Source organism: Rhodococcus sp. NPDC127527, from assembly GCF_042672245.1.
In the GTDB taxonomy this organism is placed as follows: domain Bacteria; phylum Actinomycetota; class Actinomycetes; order Mycobacteriales; family Mycobacteriaceae; genus Rhodococcus_G.
The window spans coordinates 26,372-42,176 of the sequence record NZ_JBHXVP010000018.1; the positions used below are offsets into that span (position 1 = coordinate 26,372).

General features: G+C 69.7%; 13 protein-coding genes and 1 tRNA gene. 8 read left to right on the forward strand and 6 right to left on the reverse strand.

Annotated elements, in window-relative coordinates:
- Window positions 1-20 precede the first annotated feature (20 nt).
- Window positions 21-905 carry a LysR substrate-binding domain-containing protein gene (locus ACFVH2_RS22660; RefSeq protein ID WP_378427552.1) on the forward strand — a complete coding sequence of 295 codons (885 nt, stop codon included), beginning with the start codon at window positions 21-23 and terminating at the stop codon, window positions 903-905.
- Window positions 906-1,351: 446 nt separating this feature from the next.
- On the opposite strand, the gene ACFVH2_RS22665 is transcribed toward ACFVH2_RS22660, so the two are convergent.
- Entirely contained in the window at window positions 1,352-1,486 is a 135-nt protein-coding gene (locus ACFVH2_RS22665; protein WP_378427554.1) for a hypothetical protein, read from the reverse strand.
- Window positions 1,487-1,550: 64 nt separating this feature from the next.
- Between ACFVH2_RS22665 and ACFVH2_RS22670 the strand changes: the two genes are divergently transcribed.
- Window positions 1,551-2,480, forward strand: coding sequence for a hypothetical protein (locus tag ACFVH2_RS22670; RefSeq protein ID WP_378427556.1), 930 nt, complete (start codon window positions 1,551-1,553; stop codon window positions 2,478-2,480).
- Between the two features lie 53 nt (window positions 2,481-2,533).
- The gene (locus ACFVH2_RS22675; RefSeq protein ID WP_378427557.1) at window positions 2,534-4,183 is read left to right on the forward strand and encodes a hypothetical protein; all 1,650 of its coding nucleotides are present in this window, start codon (window positions 2,534-2,536) and stop codon (window positions 4,181-4,183) included.
- Window positions 4,184-4,431: 248 nt separating this feature from the next.
- Here the strand turns inward: ACFVH2_RS22675 and ACFVH2_RS22680 are convergent.
- Window positions 4,432-4,502: transfer RNA gene (locus ACFVH2_RS22680), tRNA-Gly, on the reverse strand.
- Between the two features lie 77 nt (window positions 4,503-4,579).
- Here ACFVH2_RS22680 and dcd point away from each other — a divergent pair.
- From dcd to ACFVH2_RS22695, 3 genes are all read left to right on the forward strand, one after another.
- Entirely contained in the window at window positions 4,580-5,158 is a 579-nt protein-coding gene (dcd, locus tag ACFVH2_RS22685) for a dCTP deaminase (protein WP_378427559.1), read from the forward strand.
- 196 nt (window positions 5,159-5,354) lie between these two features.
- On the forward strand, window positions 5,355-6,677 hold the full coding sequence (locus ACFVH2_RS22690; RefSeq protein WP_378427561.1) for a UDP-glucose dehydrogenase family protein: 1,323 nt from the start codon (window positions 5,355-5,357) through the stop codon (window positions 6,675-6,677).
- A 198-nt stretch (window positions 6,678-6,875) separates the two neighbouring features.
- Window positions 6,876-8,108: an Hsp70 family protein gene (locus ACFVH2_RS22695; protein ID WP_378427562.1), complete on the forward strand. Its 1,233-nt coding sequence runs from the start codon at window positions 6,876-6,878 to the stop codon at window positions 8,106-8,108.
- Window positions 8,109-8,118: 10 nt separating this feature from the next.
- Here ACFVH2_RS22695 and ACFVH2_RS22700 read toward each other — a convergent pair whose 3' ends face one another.
- Complete coding sequence (locus ACFVH2_RS22700) at window positions 8,119-9,390, reverse strand: YibE/F family protein (RefSeq protein ID WP_378427564.1); 1,272 nt, start codon at window positions 9,388-9,390, stop codon at window positions 8,119-8,121.
- 386 nt (window positions 9,391-9,776) lie between these two features.
- On the opposite strand from ACFVH2_RS22700, the gene ACFVH2_RS22705 reads away from it, so the two are divergent.
- A complete protein-coding gene (locus ACFVH2_RS22705; RefSeq protein WP_378427565.1) occupies window positions 9,777-11,159 on the forward strand; it encodes a cytochrome P450 in 1,383 nt (460 codons plus the stop codon).
- A 3-nt stretch (window positions 11,160-11,162) separates the two neighbouring features.
- On the opposite strand, the gene bluB is transcribed toward ACFVH2_RS22705, so the two are convergent.
- Both bluB and ACFVH2_RS22715 read right to left on the reverse strand, forming a co-directional pair.
- Window positions 11,163-11,792 (reverse strand): 5,6-dimethylbenzimidazole synthase, encoded by a 630-nt coding sequence (gene bluB, locus ACFVH2_RS22710; protein ID WP_378427567.1) that lies wholly within the window; start codon window positions 11,790-11,792, stop codon window positions 11,163-11,165.
- A gap of 10 nt (window positions 11,793-11,802) precedes the next feature.
- Window positions 11,803-13,059 (reverse strand): pyridoxal phosphate-dependent aminotransferase, encoded by a 1,257-nt coding sequence (locus tag ACFVH2_RS22715; RefSeq protein WP_378427569.1) that lies wholly within the window; start codon window positions 13,057-13,059, stop codon window positions 11,803-11,805.
- Window positions 13,060-13,258: 199 nt separating this feature from the next.
- On the opposite strand from ACFVH2_RS22715, the gene ACFVH2_RS22720 reads away from it, so the two are divergent.
- Window positions 13,259-14,656 carry a carotenoid oxygenase family protein gene (locus tag ACFVH2_RS22720; protein WP_378427571.1) on the forward strand — a complete coding sequence of 466 codons (1,398 nt, stop codon included), beginning with the start codon at window positions 13,259-13,261 and terminating at the stop codon, window positions 14,654-14,656.
- An 80-nt stretch (window positions 14,657-14,736) separates the two neighbouring features.
- On the opposite strand, the gene ACFVH2_RS22725 is transcribed toward ACFVH2_RS22720, so the two are convergent.
- On the reverse strand, window positions 14,737-15,696 hold the full coding sequence (locus ACFVH2_RS22725; protein ID WP_378427573.1) for a hypothetical protein: 960 nt from the start codon (window positions 15,694-15,696) through the stop codon (window positions 14,737-14,739).
- Window positions 15,697-15,805: the final 109 nt, after the last annotated feature.

Genomic DNA, 15,805 nt, shown 5'->3' on the forward strand with positions numbered 1-15,805 from the left:
TTAATTGGTAGAGTCGGTCTGTGGAACTACGTCACCTGCGCTACTTCCGGGCGGTCGCGGAAGAACTCCACTTCGGGCGCGCGGCGCGCCGGCTGCACATCGCGCAACCCCCGCTCTCCCAACAGATCAGGCAGCTCGAGACCGAACTGGGTGTTCGCCTCTTCGAGCGATCCACCCGCCGCGTTGAACTCACGGCCGCTGGCAAGGACTACCTGCGCCGGACGGTGTCCGTTCTCGATGCCGTCGACGCCGCCGGGCGGGCGGCGCAGCGAATCGCCGATGGCCGCGCGGGCACCCTTGCCATCGGCTGTGTCGGCTCGGCGACGTACTCGGTCCTCCCGCGGTTCGTGCGGGCGTTGCGTGATGAACTCCCCGACGTCGACGTCAGCGTGCGCGGTGAGATGCTCGCGCCGGCACAGGCCGACGCACTGACATCGGGTGAGATCGACATCGGACTACTGCGCCCGCCGGTGCACGCCCCTGGCCTGCACGTCGAGACTGTGCGCCGGGACCAGTTGTTCGTCGCGCTGTCGGCTGATCATCGGCTCGCGGACGATCCCACGACACCGATCGGTGTGGGCCGTCTGCGGGACGACGACTTCATTACGCATGCCGGTGGCGGGAAGTCGGTCATGAACGGCGTGGTCGCCGCTGCCTGCGCGCGTGCCGGATTCGTCCCACGCGCACGGCACGAGGTCGAGGAAACATCCACACTGGTCACCCTGGTAGCAGCGGGAGTCGGCGTCGCAGTGGTCCCCGAACCAACCGCGGCTCTCGGCATCGCCGGAGTTGTCTTCCGTCCACTTTCCGACGCGGGCGAGATCGACCTCGTCGTCGCATGCGACACCGGAAACCGCACCCCGTTGGTCGAACGCGCACTGCATGTCCTTCGTACCATCGCCTGACCGGCATCAGGCAGCCTCCGTTACGAAGTTGTCGAATCCGGTGCGACTGGTTTCGCTTCCTGAACGAGATGGGCAGGAGTGATCCAGGGATCACCTGGCCAACACCTCGACGAAGGCCCGCTCGAGGCGTGAAGGTGTACCCACGGCACCCGGTGGATGGAGTCTCGGTGCATCGGTGGGCTGTCGAAGAGGCGGGCTGCACAAACTGGTGTGAGACGACTGTCGCAATGCAGATCGCCCGGAGGGCCTACGGGTCAGGTCTGTGGGCTCGTCGACGAGGACCGAATTTTTCCACCTGCGGTAGCGGGGGGAGTTCGGTGCGGATGTCGACGGTGAACCTGTCGTAGGTCAGCTGGTAGAAGCCATCGAAGACTGGATCGGTGTGAGATCGGTTGAGACAGTCCCTAGGCGCAGCCCTGCAGCGCGGATGCGATCGGCACGGCCCCTCAGGGTGGGGCATCGTCGTGCGTTGGCGTGCCGCGGTTGATGGTGCCGCGCTTGCGGTCGACGTGGCTGTCCGGGGTCTTGTCCGATTGCGGTGTCGCGGAGATCTTCTCGGCCGCGGGAATCGTCAGCGGCAAGGCGTTCTCAGACCTTCTCCCGTATCTCCCCGCGCCGGAGGTCGGTTCGGTGAGCTGGTGAGTGATGGCGCCTCGGATACCGGAGGAGGCGATCGAGCTGTATGTGCCGCGCGTCGTACCGGACCGGTGGGAGGAGATCGGGCCATTCGTCCGCGAGGTCGTCCGGCGAGGGTTCGAGGCGACGTCGGTATCGCAGGTCGCGAAGGGCCGGATCGGGATGGTGACATCGCTGGTGAGGTGGGCACTCGACCAGGGCCTTCCGCTCGACGTCGAGCAGATCTTTCACCCGGCGACGGTGAACCGATATGCCGTCACCATCCCCGGATTGTCCGAAGCGACGCGGTGTACGCGACGAGCCACACTGACGACACTGTCGCGGCGGATCACCCGTACCGCTCCATGGGAGCCACCCCATGCAGCACTGCACTACCCCCATGTGGCGAAGCCGTACACGCCGGCGCAGGTGTCTCGGCTGCTGTGGTGGGCTCTGCGGCAGGTGAGCGACGTTCGTCGACGAGGTCTCGCCGCTGCCGTGGCCCTCGGGGTCGGTGCGGGGCTTCGCGGCACCGAGATGCTGACCATCCGGTCGCCGGACGTGCGGTCCCGCGGTGACCACGTGATCGTCGCCGTGCCGGGCCCGAGTGCCCGGCAGGTCCCGGTTCGCGCGGCATACGCCGGCGCGGTGATCGAAGCAGCGCAGCGGGCAGATGGCGGCCACCTGTTCCGGGAACCGGTGCCGCGGGTCGAGTTCGTGGGGACCCTGCTGGGTCAGTGCGAGGTCCCCGACCCACTGAAGCCGGTGACGTCGTCGCGGCTGCGGTGGACGTGGGAGTGCGCGATGATCCAGGCCGTTCCTCTTCCGGTGTTCATGAGGATGTCCGGGCACACGGGGACCGGCAGACTCACCGACATCCTGGCCGGAGTGACCCCGCGGACCCGATCGTGGTGGACCACAGCCGAACTCGATGTGCTCGCGGAGGCGGTGGCGAGGTAACCCCGAAAAAGCAGTCACGCCAGCGCCAGCGCCGCGTCCGGCGTCTACACGAGGTGAGCATCGCCGTGCACCGCACGGAGCCGTGGCAGTTCAAGCGCGTCATGGCCATGATCGAACACTGCGCGGCACGCGATTTCGTGCGCGAGGTGTTCGAGCACCATCGCGGTGCACACCGGATATTCACAGCCGACGCCTTCCTGGCCGCCTACGTCGTGACCCCCATGCTCGGCATCCCACTGCATCAAACCAACGTCACCGCAGTCGTCCGCGGGTGGACCAACGCGCAGCGCCGGACCCTGGGCCTGCTGCCCCATGCCACCATCGGCTACAAGCCGGTCAATGACGCGCTGCGCCGTCTGATGTGGGCGTGCCGGTCGACTCGGTATCCGGAGTGGGACGAGCGCGGCTTCGCTCAGGCCCTGCTCGACGCCTCCCTGTGGTGTCATCCGTCAACCGGCGCCGGAGCACTGGACTCGACCGACCTCTCGACCTGGGCGCGGGTCCGGTACCGCAAACCTCTCGTCGACGCCGACCCCGACGGGCTGCCACCACCCGATCACCCGCTCGCCCCACCGGATCCGAAACACCCCCACGCCCGCCGGCGTGGACACCACCTCCCCGACGCGCCAACCGGGGCTGACATCCGCTACATCTACACCGTCGATATCACTGCTCGAATGGGCTGGCGCAGTGCAGAGTTCGAGGAGACCTGCTACTTCTGCGGGTTCGACCTGCACGTCATCACCGACGTGCCACCGGCTCCCGGTCGGGGACCGGTGGTGCACGTCGCCCGGGCGATGAACCTCTCGCCGGCCGGGTCGAACAAGGGCATCGGTGGCCTGCCGGCTGTGCAGGCGCTCGGGGACACGATCCCCAAGCCACGCGAGCTCATCGCCGACCGTGCGTACAACTACGTCACAAACGCCCTCTTTGCGTTGCCCGTGTGGCAACTCGGCTACACCACCATCTACGACCTGCACCCGAAACAGCACGGCACACATCCCGGCCCCAAAGACACTCACACACAGTGGATCGACGGCGTCCTCTACCCGACGAGCATGCCCGAGGGGCTCGAGAAACTCGACCCGATCGACATCGAGATGACCGACACAGTGCGGGCCCGGACCGAGCTGCGACACCAGGCACGCCAGGCCTACGCCTTCATCCCACACGGGGCCCGTCGCCCCGACGGGTCACGTCGCTACCGCGGCCCCGCCGCCCAACCACCCCGGGTCCGCTGCGTGAACAACCCCATCTCGATGCGCGCACCGCAGAGCCTGCCGACGACCTCCTGCACCCTCGGAAAGGAGTGCGGCTGCGGCCGCACCGTCACCCTGTACGACACGAACTACCCCGACATGCGGATGCCGTTCCAGCACGGCACCCTCGCATGGGAGGCGTCCTATCACCGCCGGGTCGGCATCGAGAGCCTATTCGCCGACCTCAAGCAGAACCGGCTGAACGTTCACCGCGGATACTTCCGCGGCTTCGGAATCCGCCGCTACACACTGCTCGCCGGATTCACCCTCGCCGCGCTCAACCTCCTCAACCTGCACGACTGGTACACCAAGCGCCAGTCCGTCGATCCGTGGGGCCGGTTCCTCGGCGAGCCTGAACCCGCGCACACACCACGCAGGCGGATGCGACCCGTCGCTTCCGCCCGCCACGACGAGGCCTCGGCGACAGCCGGATCCGGCAGATAGCGACCCCGCCCCGGTAGCGAAATCCACGGATTCCGCGGTCCAATCTCGACCACACTGCGGAAACAACCCCTCGTAGCCGCCACGAGAGCACGACTCGGCTCGGTCCGTGCGGGAATCGCGCCGCGACCGGGTCGAGAATCCGCCGAATCCGACCGTTCGGGCGGAGTTGCGATGGAAACGGAGGTCCGATTTCGGCTGTGGTCCCAATAGGTGAACTTAACCGGCCTCAATGGGTGAACACCCTGGAGAGCCGATGACGGGAATCGAACCCGCGTATTCAGCTTGGGAAGCTGATGTTCTACCATTGAACTACATCGGCACGCAGGCGTTTTGCCACCAATCCGGCGGTCCAACACCCTGCGAGCGGCAACTCTAGCAGACCGCTAATCTCTTGTTGTGCTCCTCTCCGATCGTGACATCCGTTCCGAAATCTCGACCCGTCGTCTGGGCATCGATCCGTTCGACGACTCGATGGTGCAGCCGTCCAGCGTGGACGTGCGCCTGGACCGGTTGTTCCGCGTCTTCAACAACACGAGGTACACGCACATCGACCCGGCTCAGCAGCAGGACGAGCTGACCAGCCTGGTGGAGCCGGCCGAGGGGGAGCCGTTCGTGCTGCACCCGGGCGAGTTCGTGCTGGGGTCGACACTGGAGTTCTGCAGCCTGCCCGACGACCTGGCCGGCCGCCTCGAGGGCAAGTCGAGCCTGGGCCGTCTCGGGCTGCTCACGCACTCGACCGCCGGCTTCATCGACCCGGGCTTCAGCGGCCACATCACGCTGGAGCTGTCCAACGTCGCGAACCTGCCGATCACCCTGTGGCCGGGCATGAAGATCGGCCAGCTCTGCCTGATCCGCCTGTCCAGTCCGGCGGAGCACCCCTACGGCAGCGCGGTGGTCGGGTCGAAGTACCAGGGCCAGCGCGGGCCGACGCCGTCGAAGGCGTACCTGAACTTCGTGAAGTCGCCGACGCTGTAGCGGATCGCGCACACCACTTCGCGTCGCCGCACACCTTCTGGGTGGTTAGTTGGTGTGTGCCCTAGGCATCGGGTGTGTGACCGCCGACGGGGACGCTCGGCGCACCGGCGGGGGGTCACCGGCTGTACACCTGATGTTGCCCGGACCATCGCGTCCGCGCCCCGCCCCGCTCACCCGCGGCGCGTATCAAGAACGTATGCGCTGCACCGTATTCGGAACCGGCTACCTGGGCGCCACACATGCCGCGTGCATGGCCGAACTGGGGCACGAGGTGCTCGGGGTGGACATCGACCCGGGCAAGGTCGCGAAGCTGTCCGGCGGCGAGGTCCCGTTCTACGAACCGGGCCTCGCGGACGTCCTCCGCCGCAACATCGACGCCGGTCGTCTGCAGTTCACCACCTCGTACGTCGACGCCGCCGCCTTCGCGGACCTGCACTTCCTCGGCGTCGGCACGCCGCAGAAGAAGGGGGAGTACGGCGCCGACCTGCGGCACGTGCACTCCGTGATCGACACCCTCGCCCCGTTGCTCGACCGCCCCGCCGTGATCGTCGGGAAGTCGACCGTCCCGGTCGGCACCGCGGCCGAACTGGGCGTGCGGGCAAGGGCACTCGCGCCCGCGGCCGACGCCGTGGAGGTCGCGTGGAACCCCGAGTTCCTGCGCGAGGGCTTCGCGGTCGAGGACACCCTGCGCCCCGACCGCCTGGTGCTCGGCGTCGACCGGGCCCGACCGGGCCGGGCCGAGGCGCTGGTCCGCGACCTCTACGCCCGACTGATCGCCGACGAGGTGCCCTTCCTGCTCACCGACCTGCCCACCGCGGAACTGGTCAAGGTCTCGGCGAATGCCTTTCTGGCAACGAAGATCTCGTTCATCAACGCGATCTCCGAGGTGTGCGAGGCGACCGGCGCCGACGTCACCGCGCTGGCCGATGCGCTCGGCTACGATGAACGCATCGGACGTCGATTCCTCAACGCGGGCTTGGGTTTCGGCGGCGGCTGCCTGCCCAAGGACATCCGCGCGTTCATGGCCCGGGCCGGCGAACTGGGTGCCAACCAGGCGCTGACGTTCCTGCGCGAGGTGGACAGCATCAACATGCGTCGCCGCACCAAGATGGTGGAACTGGCCACCCGGGCGGTCGGCGGCTCCCTGCTCGGGGCGAACATCGCGGTCCTCGGCGCGGCGTTCAAGCCGGAGTCCGACGACGTGCGGGACTCGCCCGCCCTCAACGTCGCCGGGATGATGCAGCTGCACGGCGCGGTGGTGAGCGTGTACGACCCGAAGGCGCTCGACAACTCGCGTCGACTCTTCCCGACCCTGAATTACGCGACCTCGGTCGGGGAGGCCTGCGCGGGCGCCGACGCGGTGCTCCTGGCCACTGAGTGGGACGAATTCCGGGCCCTGCGGCCCTCCGATCTCGACCCGGTGGTGCGAGCCCGGGCGATCGTGGACGGGCGCAACTGCCTCGACGGCGGGGCGTGGACCGCCGCGGGCTGGAGCTACCTGGGCCTGGGCCGCGGGTGAGCCCACCCGCCGGGGCACCGGGCGAGTCCCCGGGCGTGGCGGCGGGACCGCACCGTCCGAAGGGGCGCCGGGATGGTTCGCTAAGCTCACCGAGTTCACGTGCGCCCTGAACGTGGGTCGAGGGTGCGCACCTGTCTGCTAAAAGGCGGCTCGATGAGTGCGGTTCTGGGAGTATCGGTGGGGGCCAGTGCTGTCCGCATGGCGACGCCCGCAGCGCCCGAGCACTACGGACCCGTCGCCTTCCACCGCCAGGACATCGCCGTCGACTCGGCTCGCCGCGAGGAACTCGCCGCCCAGGCCATCGGTGTCCTGCTCGAGCACGACGACCATTCGAACATCGGCGCCACCGCCGTCGTGTGCGATCTTCCGCACGGGGCCGACGCACTGCACGAGGCGATGGGCCGTCAACGCCTGCACAACTACCACGTGGTGCCCTCCGCGACCGCGGCGATCACCCTGCTCGAGCAGACCGGACAACTCGGCGACGCGCAGACCGTCGTCCTCTACGACCTCGGCAGCTCCGGCGTCACCGTCAGCGTCGTCGACCGGTACACCCGCGCGGTGGTGGCGACCGAGACCAGCACGGTTGCCTGCGGCGACTACTTCGACTGGCTGGTGCGCGAGCAGCAGCACCGCGACCACGGCCTCGCCGCCCCGGCCGACGAGTGGGCGGCGGCCGAGCTGGCGCAGCGGTGCCGGGCGGCCAAGGAGCAGCTGTCCGAGTCCGACGCCGTCTGCCTGCCCGGTGACGGCGGGCTGATCCTGCTCACCCGGGAGAAGTTCGAGTCCCTGGTGGCGGTGCCGGTCGAGGGCTCGGCCCGGCTGGCCCGCGAGGTGATCACCGCGTCCGGCCGCAGACCCGACGTGGTGGTGCTGCTCGGCGGCGGCTCCCGGATCCCGCTCGTGCAGGCGGTGCTGCGCGGCTGGCTCGCGCTGCCGACCGTCGTCCCCGCGGAACCGGAGATGGTCACCGCACAGGGCGCCGCCCTGCTCGCCACCCCCGTCGCGGTGCCCACGTCCGTCGCGCCGCCGACCCAGCCCGACGTCCCGCTGCTGCCGCCCCGCGGCCGGACGTCGAAGCGTCAGCTCGCGATCGCCGGGGTCGCGGCGGCCGGCCTGGTCGTGGTGGCCGGGGTCGGCCTCGCGCTCGGCGGCGGAAACGACGGGAACCAGCGAGCCGAGGGAACCACGGTCGCGACCGAGGACACGGTGCCGCCGAGTACGACCCCGCCGGCGACGACCACACCACCCACCTCGGCCCCGACGACCACCCCCGCGCCGGCGACCACGGTCCGCGACGCCACCAGTTCGGGGCCGGCGACGCCGCCGCCCCCGCCCCCGCCGCCCCCGCCGCGCTATCTGAACCTGCCCCAGCCGATCCAGATCGAGGTGCCCCCGGGCATCCAGCTGCCGCCCGGGATGGTTCGCTGACGGGTGCGGGTCAGCGGGCGGCGTGCCGACCGGCCGGACGTGCGGCCGGGGCCCGCGTGCCCGAACGCGTCGGCCGCGCCAGGATCACCGCGATCGCGGTGGTCAACGGCACCGACAGGGCCAGCGCGATGCCGCCGACCGACGACCGGACAATCTCGATGGCCACCGCGTCACCGGTCAGCACGTCACTGATCGACCGCCCGGCGACGGAGAACAGCAGCAGCAGCGGCAGCGCACCGCCGGCGTAGGCGAGGACCAGGGTGTAGACGGTGCTCGCGATGTGATCGCGCCCGACCCGCATCGCCGCTCCGAAGACCTCGCGCCGGTTCGCGTCCTGGTCCAGGTGCGCCAGCTCGAACGCCGACGACGCCTGGGTGATGGTGACGTCGTTGAGCACGCCCAGCGAGCCGATGATGAACCCGGCCAGCAGCAGGCCGGTGATGCTCACGTGACCGATGTAGGTCTGCACGTTGGTGTTCTGTTCCTCGGACAGGCCGGTCAGGTGCGTCATCTCGATGGCCACCCAGGACAGCACCGCCGCCAGCGCCATCGACGCCAGGGTGCCGAGCAGTGCCGAACTGGTCCGCAGGCTCACCCCGTGGGCGAGGTAGAGCACCGCGTAGAGGATTATCGCGCCGCCGACGAGCGCGACGGGGATGGCGGGCTTGCCGTCGAGGAGGGCCGGCAGCATGAACCCGACCAGCACGCCGAACGCGACCAGCAGCCCGAGCAGCGCCCGCGCGCCGCGCCAGCGGGCGACCACGATCACCACGACGACGAACGCCGCGACGATCAGCAGCAGCGACAGCCCGCGGGAGTAGTCCTCGAAGGAATAGGTGGTGGTGCCCGACTGGTCGGTCTGCCGCACGAGCCGGATGTGGTCGCCGACGCGCAGGTCCGGCTGGCCGGGACCGGGGCCGATCTCGAGCAGCGTGTGGGTGCCCTCGTTGGGGCCGGACTCGATGTCGACGAGGCTGCGCTGGCACTGGTAGGACGCGTCGGCGGGGGCCTGCGGTGGTCCGGTGAACGCGCGGCCCGCAGACGGGCTGCCACACGGTCCGAGGTCCTGCGAGGTGACGGTGCCCGCCTCGGTCACCACCGCGCCGCCACCCGCCGTCTGGAACGGCAGCGGAATGTCCACGCTGTGCTTGCTCGGCCACAGGATCACCGCGCCGACGAGGACCGCGAGGCCGATCGCGGTGAGCAGTCCGACGACCACCCTTGCGGCGACGGGGCCGATCGGGACGGGACCGGTGTGGCCGTGACCGTGGCCGTGACTCATCGAGCCTGACTCCGCATTCGGTCAGGGTACCGACGGTCCCTGTGGGCGCAGCCGGTGGTGCGGTGGAGTGCTCGACTCGGACGACTGGCTCGCTCACGACGCTCTCCGTCGGCGGCGGTCCGAAAGATCCCCCAGCAGCGGTGGCGGGGTACAGGGGGGTGTCTCCCCGCCACCAACTCGACTACCCACAGGGGGGGAGGGGCAACCGAGTTTTGCTGGACACCGAGGTGTCGGTGTCCGAATCTACCGTGTGATCGGCGATCTGTCCCGCGCGGGTGGAAAGGCTGACCAAACTATCGCGGTGCGACCGGGCCGCGGGTCGAGCTCCGCAACGCGGCGCTGGGTACTGTTGCCGCGATCGCGTCCCACCGACCCCGAGGCAGCTGATGGCGACCCGCACGATCCCGCATCCCCCGCGCCGCGTCCCGCTCCTGGGCGACATCCTCGGGATGGATCGCAGCGCACCGAGCCAGCGCACGCTGTGGCAGCACCGGCAGCTCGGCCCGATCTACCGGCGGGTCATCCTCGGCACCAAGCTCACCTTCGTGACGGGCGCCGACCTCGTCGAGGAGATCAACGACGAGAAGCGCTTTCGCAAGCACGTGGGCCGCCCGCTCGCCCAGCTGCGCACCATCGTCGGGGACGGGCTGTTCACCGCCTTCCAGGCCGAACCGAACTGGTCCAAGGCCCACAACATCCTCATGCCGGGCTTCACCCGGGAGGCGATGCGCGGCTACCACCGGACGATGCTCGACACCACCCGCGAGCTGATCGACCGCTGGGACGAGCGGGCAGTCGCGGAGTACGTCGACGTGCCCGCGGAGATGAGCAAGCTGACGCTCGAGATGATCGGGCGGGCCGGGTTCGGGTACAGCTTCGACTCGTTCGTCGCGGCCCGCGACGCGGAGGAGGACCCGTTCGTCGCCGCGATGCTGCGGGCCCTGCGGCACGCCGAGCAGACCGCCATCCCGATTCCGTTCCGTGGCCTGTTCGCGGGCAGGGCCGAGCGGCAGAACGCGGCCGACATCGCGTACATCACCGGCGTCGTCGACGAGGTGATCGCCGACCGTCGGGCCAAGCCGGGCGCGAGCCACCGGGATCTGCTCGACCTGATGCTGCACTCGACCGACCCCGACTCGGGCGAGCGCCTCGACGAGGTCAACATCCGCAACCAGGTGCTGACCTTCCTCGTCGCGGGTCACGAGACCTCCGCCAACGCGCTGGCGTTCGCGCTGTACTTTCTCGCTGCGAACCCGTCGATCGCGGACGCGGCGCGGGCCGAGGTTGCGGCGCTGTGGCCGGGGCAGGACCAGCCCGAGATCTCGTACGAGGAGGTGGCCAAGCTGCGCCACGTCCGACGGATCGTGGACGAGACGCTCCGGCTGTGGCCGACCGCGCCCGGCTACTTCCGCGAGGCCGTCGCCGACACCACCATCGGGGACTACGAGTTCAAGGAGAGCGACTGGGCCTTCGTCCTCGTGCTCGGGCTGCACCGGGACTCGGTGTGGGGTCCGGACGCGGAGACGTTCGACCCCGACCGGTTCCTGCCCGAGAAGGTGCGAGCGCGCCCCGGGCACGTCTACAAGCCGTTGGGCACCGGTCTGCGCGCCTGCATCGGCCGCCAGTTCGCGCTGCACGAGATGGTGCTGGCGCTGGCGCTGCTGGTGCACCGCTACGAGTTCGACCCCGAACCCGGATATCAGCTGAAGGTCGGCGAGCAGCTCACCCTCAAGCCGGAGGGGTTCCGGCTGCGGGTGCGACGGCGCTGAACGTCAGAAGCTCTCGCGGTGCACGGCCTCTTCGAGCGGCCTGCCCTCGCGCCACCCGAAGCGCACCAGGTCGGGGGTCTGCTGGAATTCCGAGACCGGCCCCACGCACAGCCAGGCGATCGGCCGCACCGGGGACGGGAGCTGCACCAGCTGGGTGAGGAAGTCCTCCTCGTAGAACGAGACCCAGCCGACGCCGATGCCCTCCGCGACCGCGGCCAGCCAGATGTTCTGGATAGCCAGCACCGCCGAGAACACACCGGTGTCGTCGACGGTGTGCCTGCCGAGCACGTTGGCGCCGCCGCGACTGTGGTCGTAGGTGACCACCACGCCGGTGCCGGACTCCTGGATGCCCTCGATCTTGATCGGGTCGAAGGTCGCGCGACGGTCCGGCGGCAGGGAGTCCGCGAAGTTGCGCCTGCAGCCGGCGACGTGCGCGGCGAAGGCGTCGAGCGTCTCCGGCTTCTGGACCACGACGAAGTCCCAGGGCTGGGTGTTGCCCACGCTCGGCGCGCTGTGCCCGGCGGCGAGGATCTTGGTCAGCTGCTCCTCGGTGATCCGGTCACCGGTGAACTCGGCGCGCACGTCGCGGCGCATCGCGATCGCGTCGTACACCGACATGGGTTCGCTCGACATGTGCGTCCTCCTACTGGCTGTAGCTGGCCAGGAAGTTACCGAACCGCTCGATCGCGACCGCGAGGTCGCGAGCCCACGGCAGCGTCACGATCCGCAGGTGGTCGTGGTCGGGCCAGTTGAACCCGGTGCCCTGGACCATCAGGATCTTCTCCTGCAGCAGCAGGTCCTGCACGAGCTTCTCGTCGTCGTGGATCTCGTAGACGTTCGGGTCGAGCCGGGGGAAGGCGTACAGCGCGCCCTTCGGCTTCACGCACGAGACGCCGGGGATCATGTTCAGACGCTCCCAGGCGACGTCACGCTGCTCGAGCAGGCGACCGCCGGGCAGGATCAGGTCCTCGATGCTCTGGTAGCCGCCGAGCGCCACCTGGATCGCGTGCTGCGCGGGCACGTTGGGGCACAGTCGCATGGAGGCGAGCAGGTTGATGCCCTCGAGGAAGCTGGCCGCGTGGTCCTTCGGACCGGTGATCACCAACCAGCCCGAGCGGTACCCCGCCACCCGGTACGCCTTGGACAGCCCGTTGAACGTCAGGCACAGCAGGTCGGGGGCGAGCGTGGCCAGCGAGGTGTGCTTGGCGTCGTCGTAGAGGATCTTGTCGTAGATCTCGTCGGCGAGCAGCAGCAGTTGGTGCTTGCGGGCGAGCGCGACGATCTGGCTGAGCACCTCGGTCGAGTACACGGCGCCCGTCGGGTTGTTCGGGTTGATCACCACGATCGCCTTGGTGCGCGGGGTGATCTTCGACTCGATATCGGCGATGTCCGGGTTCCAGCCGTTCTCCTCATCGCACAGGTAGTGCACCGGGGTGCCGCCGGCGAGGCTGGTGGTCGCGGTCCACAGCGGGTAGTCGGGCGCGGGGATGAGCACCTCGTCGCCGTTGTCGAGCAGTGCCTGCATGGTCATGGTGATCAGCTCGGACACGCCGTTGCCGAGGTAGACGTCGTCGACGTCGAACTCGGGGAAGCCGGGCACCAGCTCGTAACGGGTGACGATCGCGCGCCGGGCCGACAGGATGCCCTTGGAGTCGGAGTAACCCTGCGCGGTGGGCAGCGCGGCGATCATGTCGCGCATGATCACGTCGGGCGCCTCGAACCCGAACGGCGCCGGGTTGCCGATGTTCAGCTTGAGGATGCGGTGACCTTCGGCCTCGAGCCGGGCGGCGTGCGCGTGTACCGGTCCACGGATCTCGTACAGCACGTTCTGCAGCTTGGTGGACTGCTTCAGTTCGCGCGGGATGACGTGCTGGTGGTGGGAGGGCTCCGAGACGGTCACTGGTCCATCGTGCCACTCGGGTCGAATCAATTTTCTGGCGAACCCCGCTTGTGGCGAAGGTAACGGGCTGTGTCGTGGATCCGTCGGGCGCCGGAATCGGGGTCACTTCGTGGGTGGAAATCGGTGACCGGCCGCCGCCGGGGGAGGATTCTGGAGGGTGGCATCGGCAAGCACGGACCCCCGTGGAAGTGGCATTCCCATGAACGCACCGAGCATTCGTCGACCGGCGCCGGTCGACCTCGCGCACCACTCGCACCTGACCGGGATCTTCGCCCCGCAACGCGAGGAGGTGGACGTCCGCGACCTCGAGGTGATCGGCGAACTGCCCGCCGACCTGCACGGCGCCTACCTGCGCAACGGCCCCAATCCGCGGTTCGACCCGATCGGCAGGTACGTCTACCCGCTCGACGGCGACGGTATGGTGCACCGGGTCGAACTGCGGGACGGCACCGCCCGGTACACGAACCGGTTCGTCCGGACCCCGATGGTGGTCGCGGAGGAGGCGGCCGGCCACGCGATCTGGGCGGGTGTCACCGACCGGTACACGCCCGGTGAGCGTGAGGTCGGGCCGGAGCTGGCGGGCACGCCCCGCGACCTGCCCGACATCAACGTCGTCCGGCACGGTGGCCGGCTGCTCGCGATGGCCGAGACCACACCGCCCTACCGGCTCGACCCGGCCGACCTGTCCACGCTCGGCCGCGAGACCTGCGACGGTGCGATCGCCGTCGGCAGCACCGCGCACCCGAAGATCGACCCGGTGACCGGGGAGATGGTGCTGTTCAACTACCTGCTCGAGGCGCCCTACCTGACCTGGTCCGTGGTCGCCCGGGACGGCTCCCTGTCGCGGCCGCCGACCGTGGTCGAGGGCCTGGACCGGGCGCTGATGATCCACGACATGGCCCTGACCGAACGGTACGTGGTGCTGGTGCTGTGCCCGCTGGTCTTCGACGTCCCGGCGATGCTCACCGGTGGCTCGCTGCTCGACTGGCGTCCCCACGACGGCACCCGGATCGCGTTGATCCCGCGTGACGGCGGCCCGGTGCGCTGGGCGAGCTGCGAGGCGTTCTGGGTGTGGCACTTCGCGAACGCCCGGGACCTGCCGGACGGCCGGGTCGGCGTCGACTACGCGCAGTGGTCGTACCCGGGCCTGCTCACCACCGGCGACGAGCAGGCGCTGGGCGGACTGGTCCGCGCGGTGATCGACCCCGTGCGCGGCACCGTGGACCGGGAGGTCGTGTGCGACCGCGACGTCGAGTTCCCCCGCGTCGACGACCGTCGGCTCACCGACCTGGGCGGGACGGTCGCGGCGATCGGCAAGCGGAGCGGACGCGAGGGCACCATGGACTCGCTGTGGTTCGTGGACCCGGACGCGGGGACCGAGGCGCACTGGGAGTCGGGGTCTCTCGCCGTCGCGGAGCCGGTGTTCGTCCCCGGCGCCGAGCGGGACTACTGGGGCATGCTCGGCACCGACCGAGGCGACCTGTCCTCGTGGTTCCTGCTGCTGCCCGCCGACGATCCCGGGGCCGGGCCGGTGGCACGCGTGCGCATGCCGATCCGGGTGCCCGCGGGTCTGCACGGGGCGTGGCTGCCCGACTGACACCGCTCACACACCGATTGCCAGGGTCACACACTCGTTGTGTTGCGAATGCGTGCGTGACGCCGTCACGTCGTGTGCGATCAGGGCGCGGGGGTCGGGACGACCCGACCCGTCGGCGGGGGACACTTGCCGGCTCGGGCGATCGCCCTGGTGACCCGGTCGACCACGAGGTGCGGCGTCGCCAGCTCGTCCCAGGTCCAGCGGACCACCTGCCAGCCCGCGTCGCGGATCGCGTCCTCGCGCTGCTTCTCCGCCCACAGGACGTCGGCCGGAACCTGGCCGGTCGGCACGAGTCGCCCGTACTCGACGCGACTGTCGAACTCGCCGACGACTCCGAGATCGGGCAGCAGGAAGTCGACGCGACCGAGGTGAACGTCGTTGTCGGTGAACAGGTTCGACTGAAGATCCGGTAGTGGTAGCTGCTCGCGCACGAACAGTGCACGACTGCGAGTCTCGCCCACGCTCTCGGACCGTCCGTCGAGCAGGCCGAACACCCGCTTGACCCGCCGCCTGCCGGAGTGCTCGGGCAAGGCGGTGACCGCCGCGGACAGCTCGGCAGTCGCGACCACGGCCGACCGCAGTGCCGAGTCGCCCGTCGCCAGTGCCCCCTCGAAGCTCACCGAGCGGGCGAGGTCGACGAGGGTTCGCGTCGGCGTGGTCACCCGCAGCCCGTCGACTTCGGTGACCTCGCTCGGGTCCAGCGTGGCGGAATGGACGACCCGGCTCGGGGTCCGGCGCCCGCCCGACTTCCGGTTCCGGGTCAGGTGCACCAAGCGCAATGGCACGTTCCACAGTTCGAACCCGTGGACGGCGGCGGCGGACTGATGGCTGAGCGCGGCGTCGGGCGCCGCGGCCCGCAGCGCGAGCGCGGCGAGTAGCCGGTGTCGGGCGACGGGGTCGAGGGCATCGAGGTCTTCGGTGACCGCGAACGCCCCCGGCCGAAGCCGTTGCCAGGCGCCGGATCGGCACTGGCGTTGCAGGTCGTGATCGGTGGCGCCGCGCCGCAGCGCGTCCTCGCGTCGAATGATGTGTGCCCCCATGCGCTCATCGTGCCCGCCGGCGAAGGCCCGGGGTCGGGGCGGACGCCCGGCCTGTGGACAGCTTCCCGGGCTGTGCACGGCGGGCTTGACGGAGCGAACGGGGCGGGGG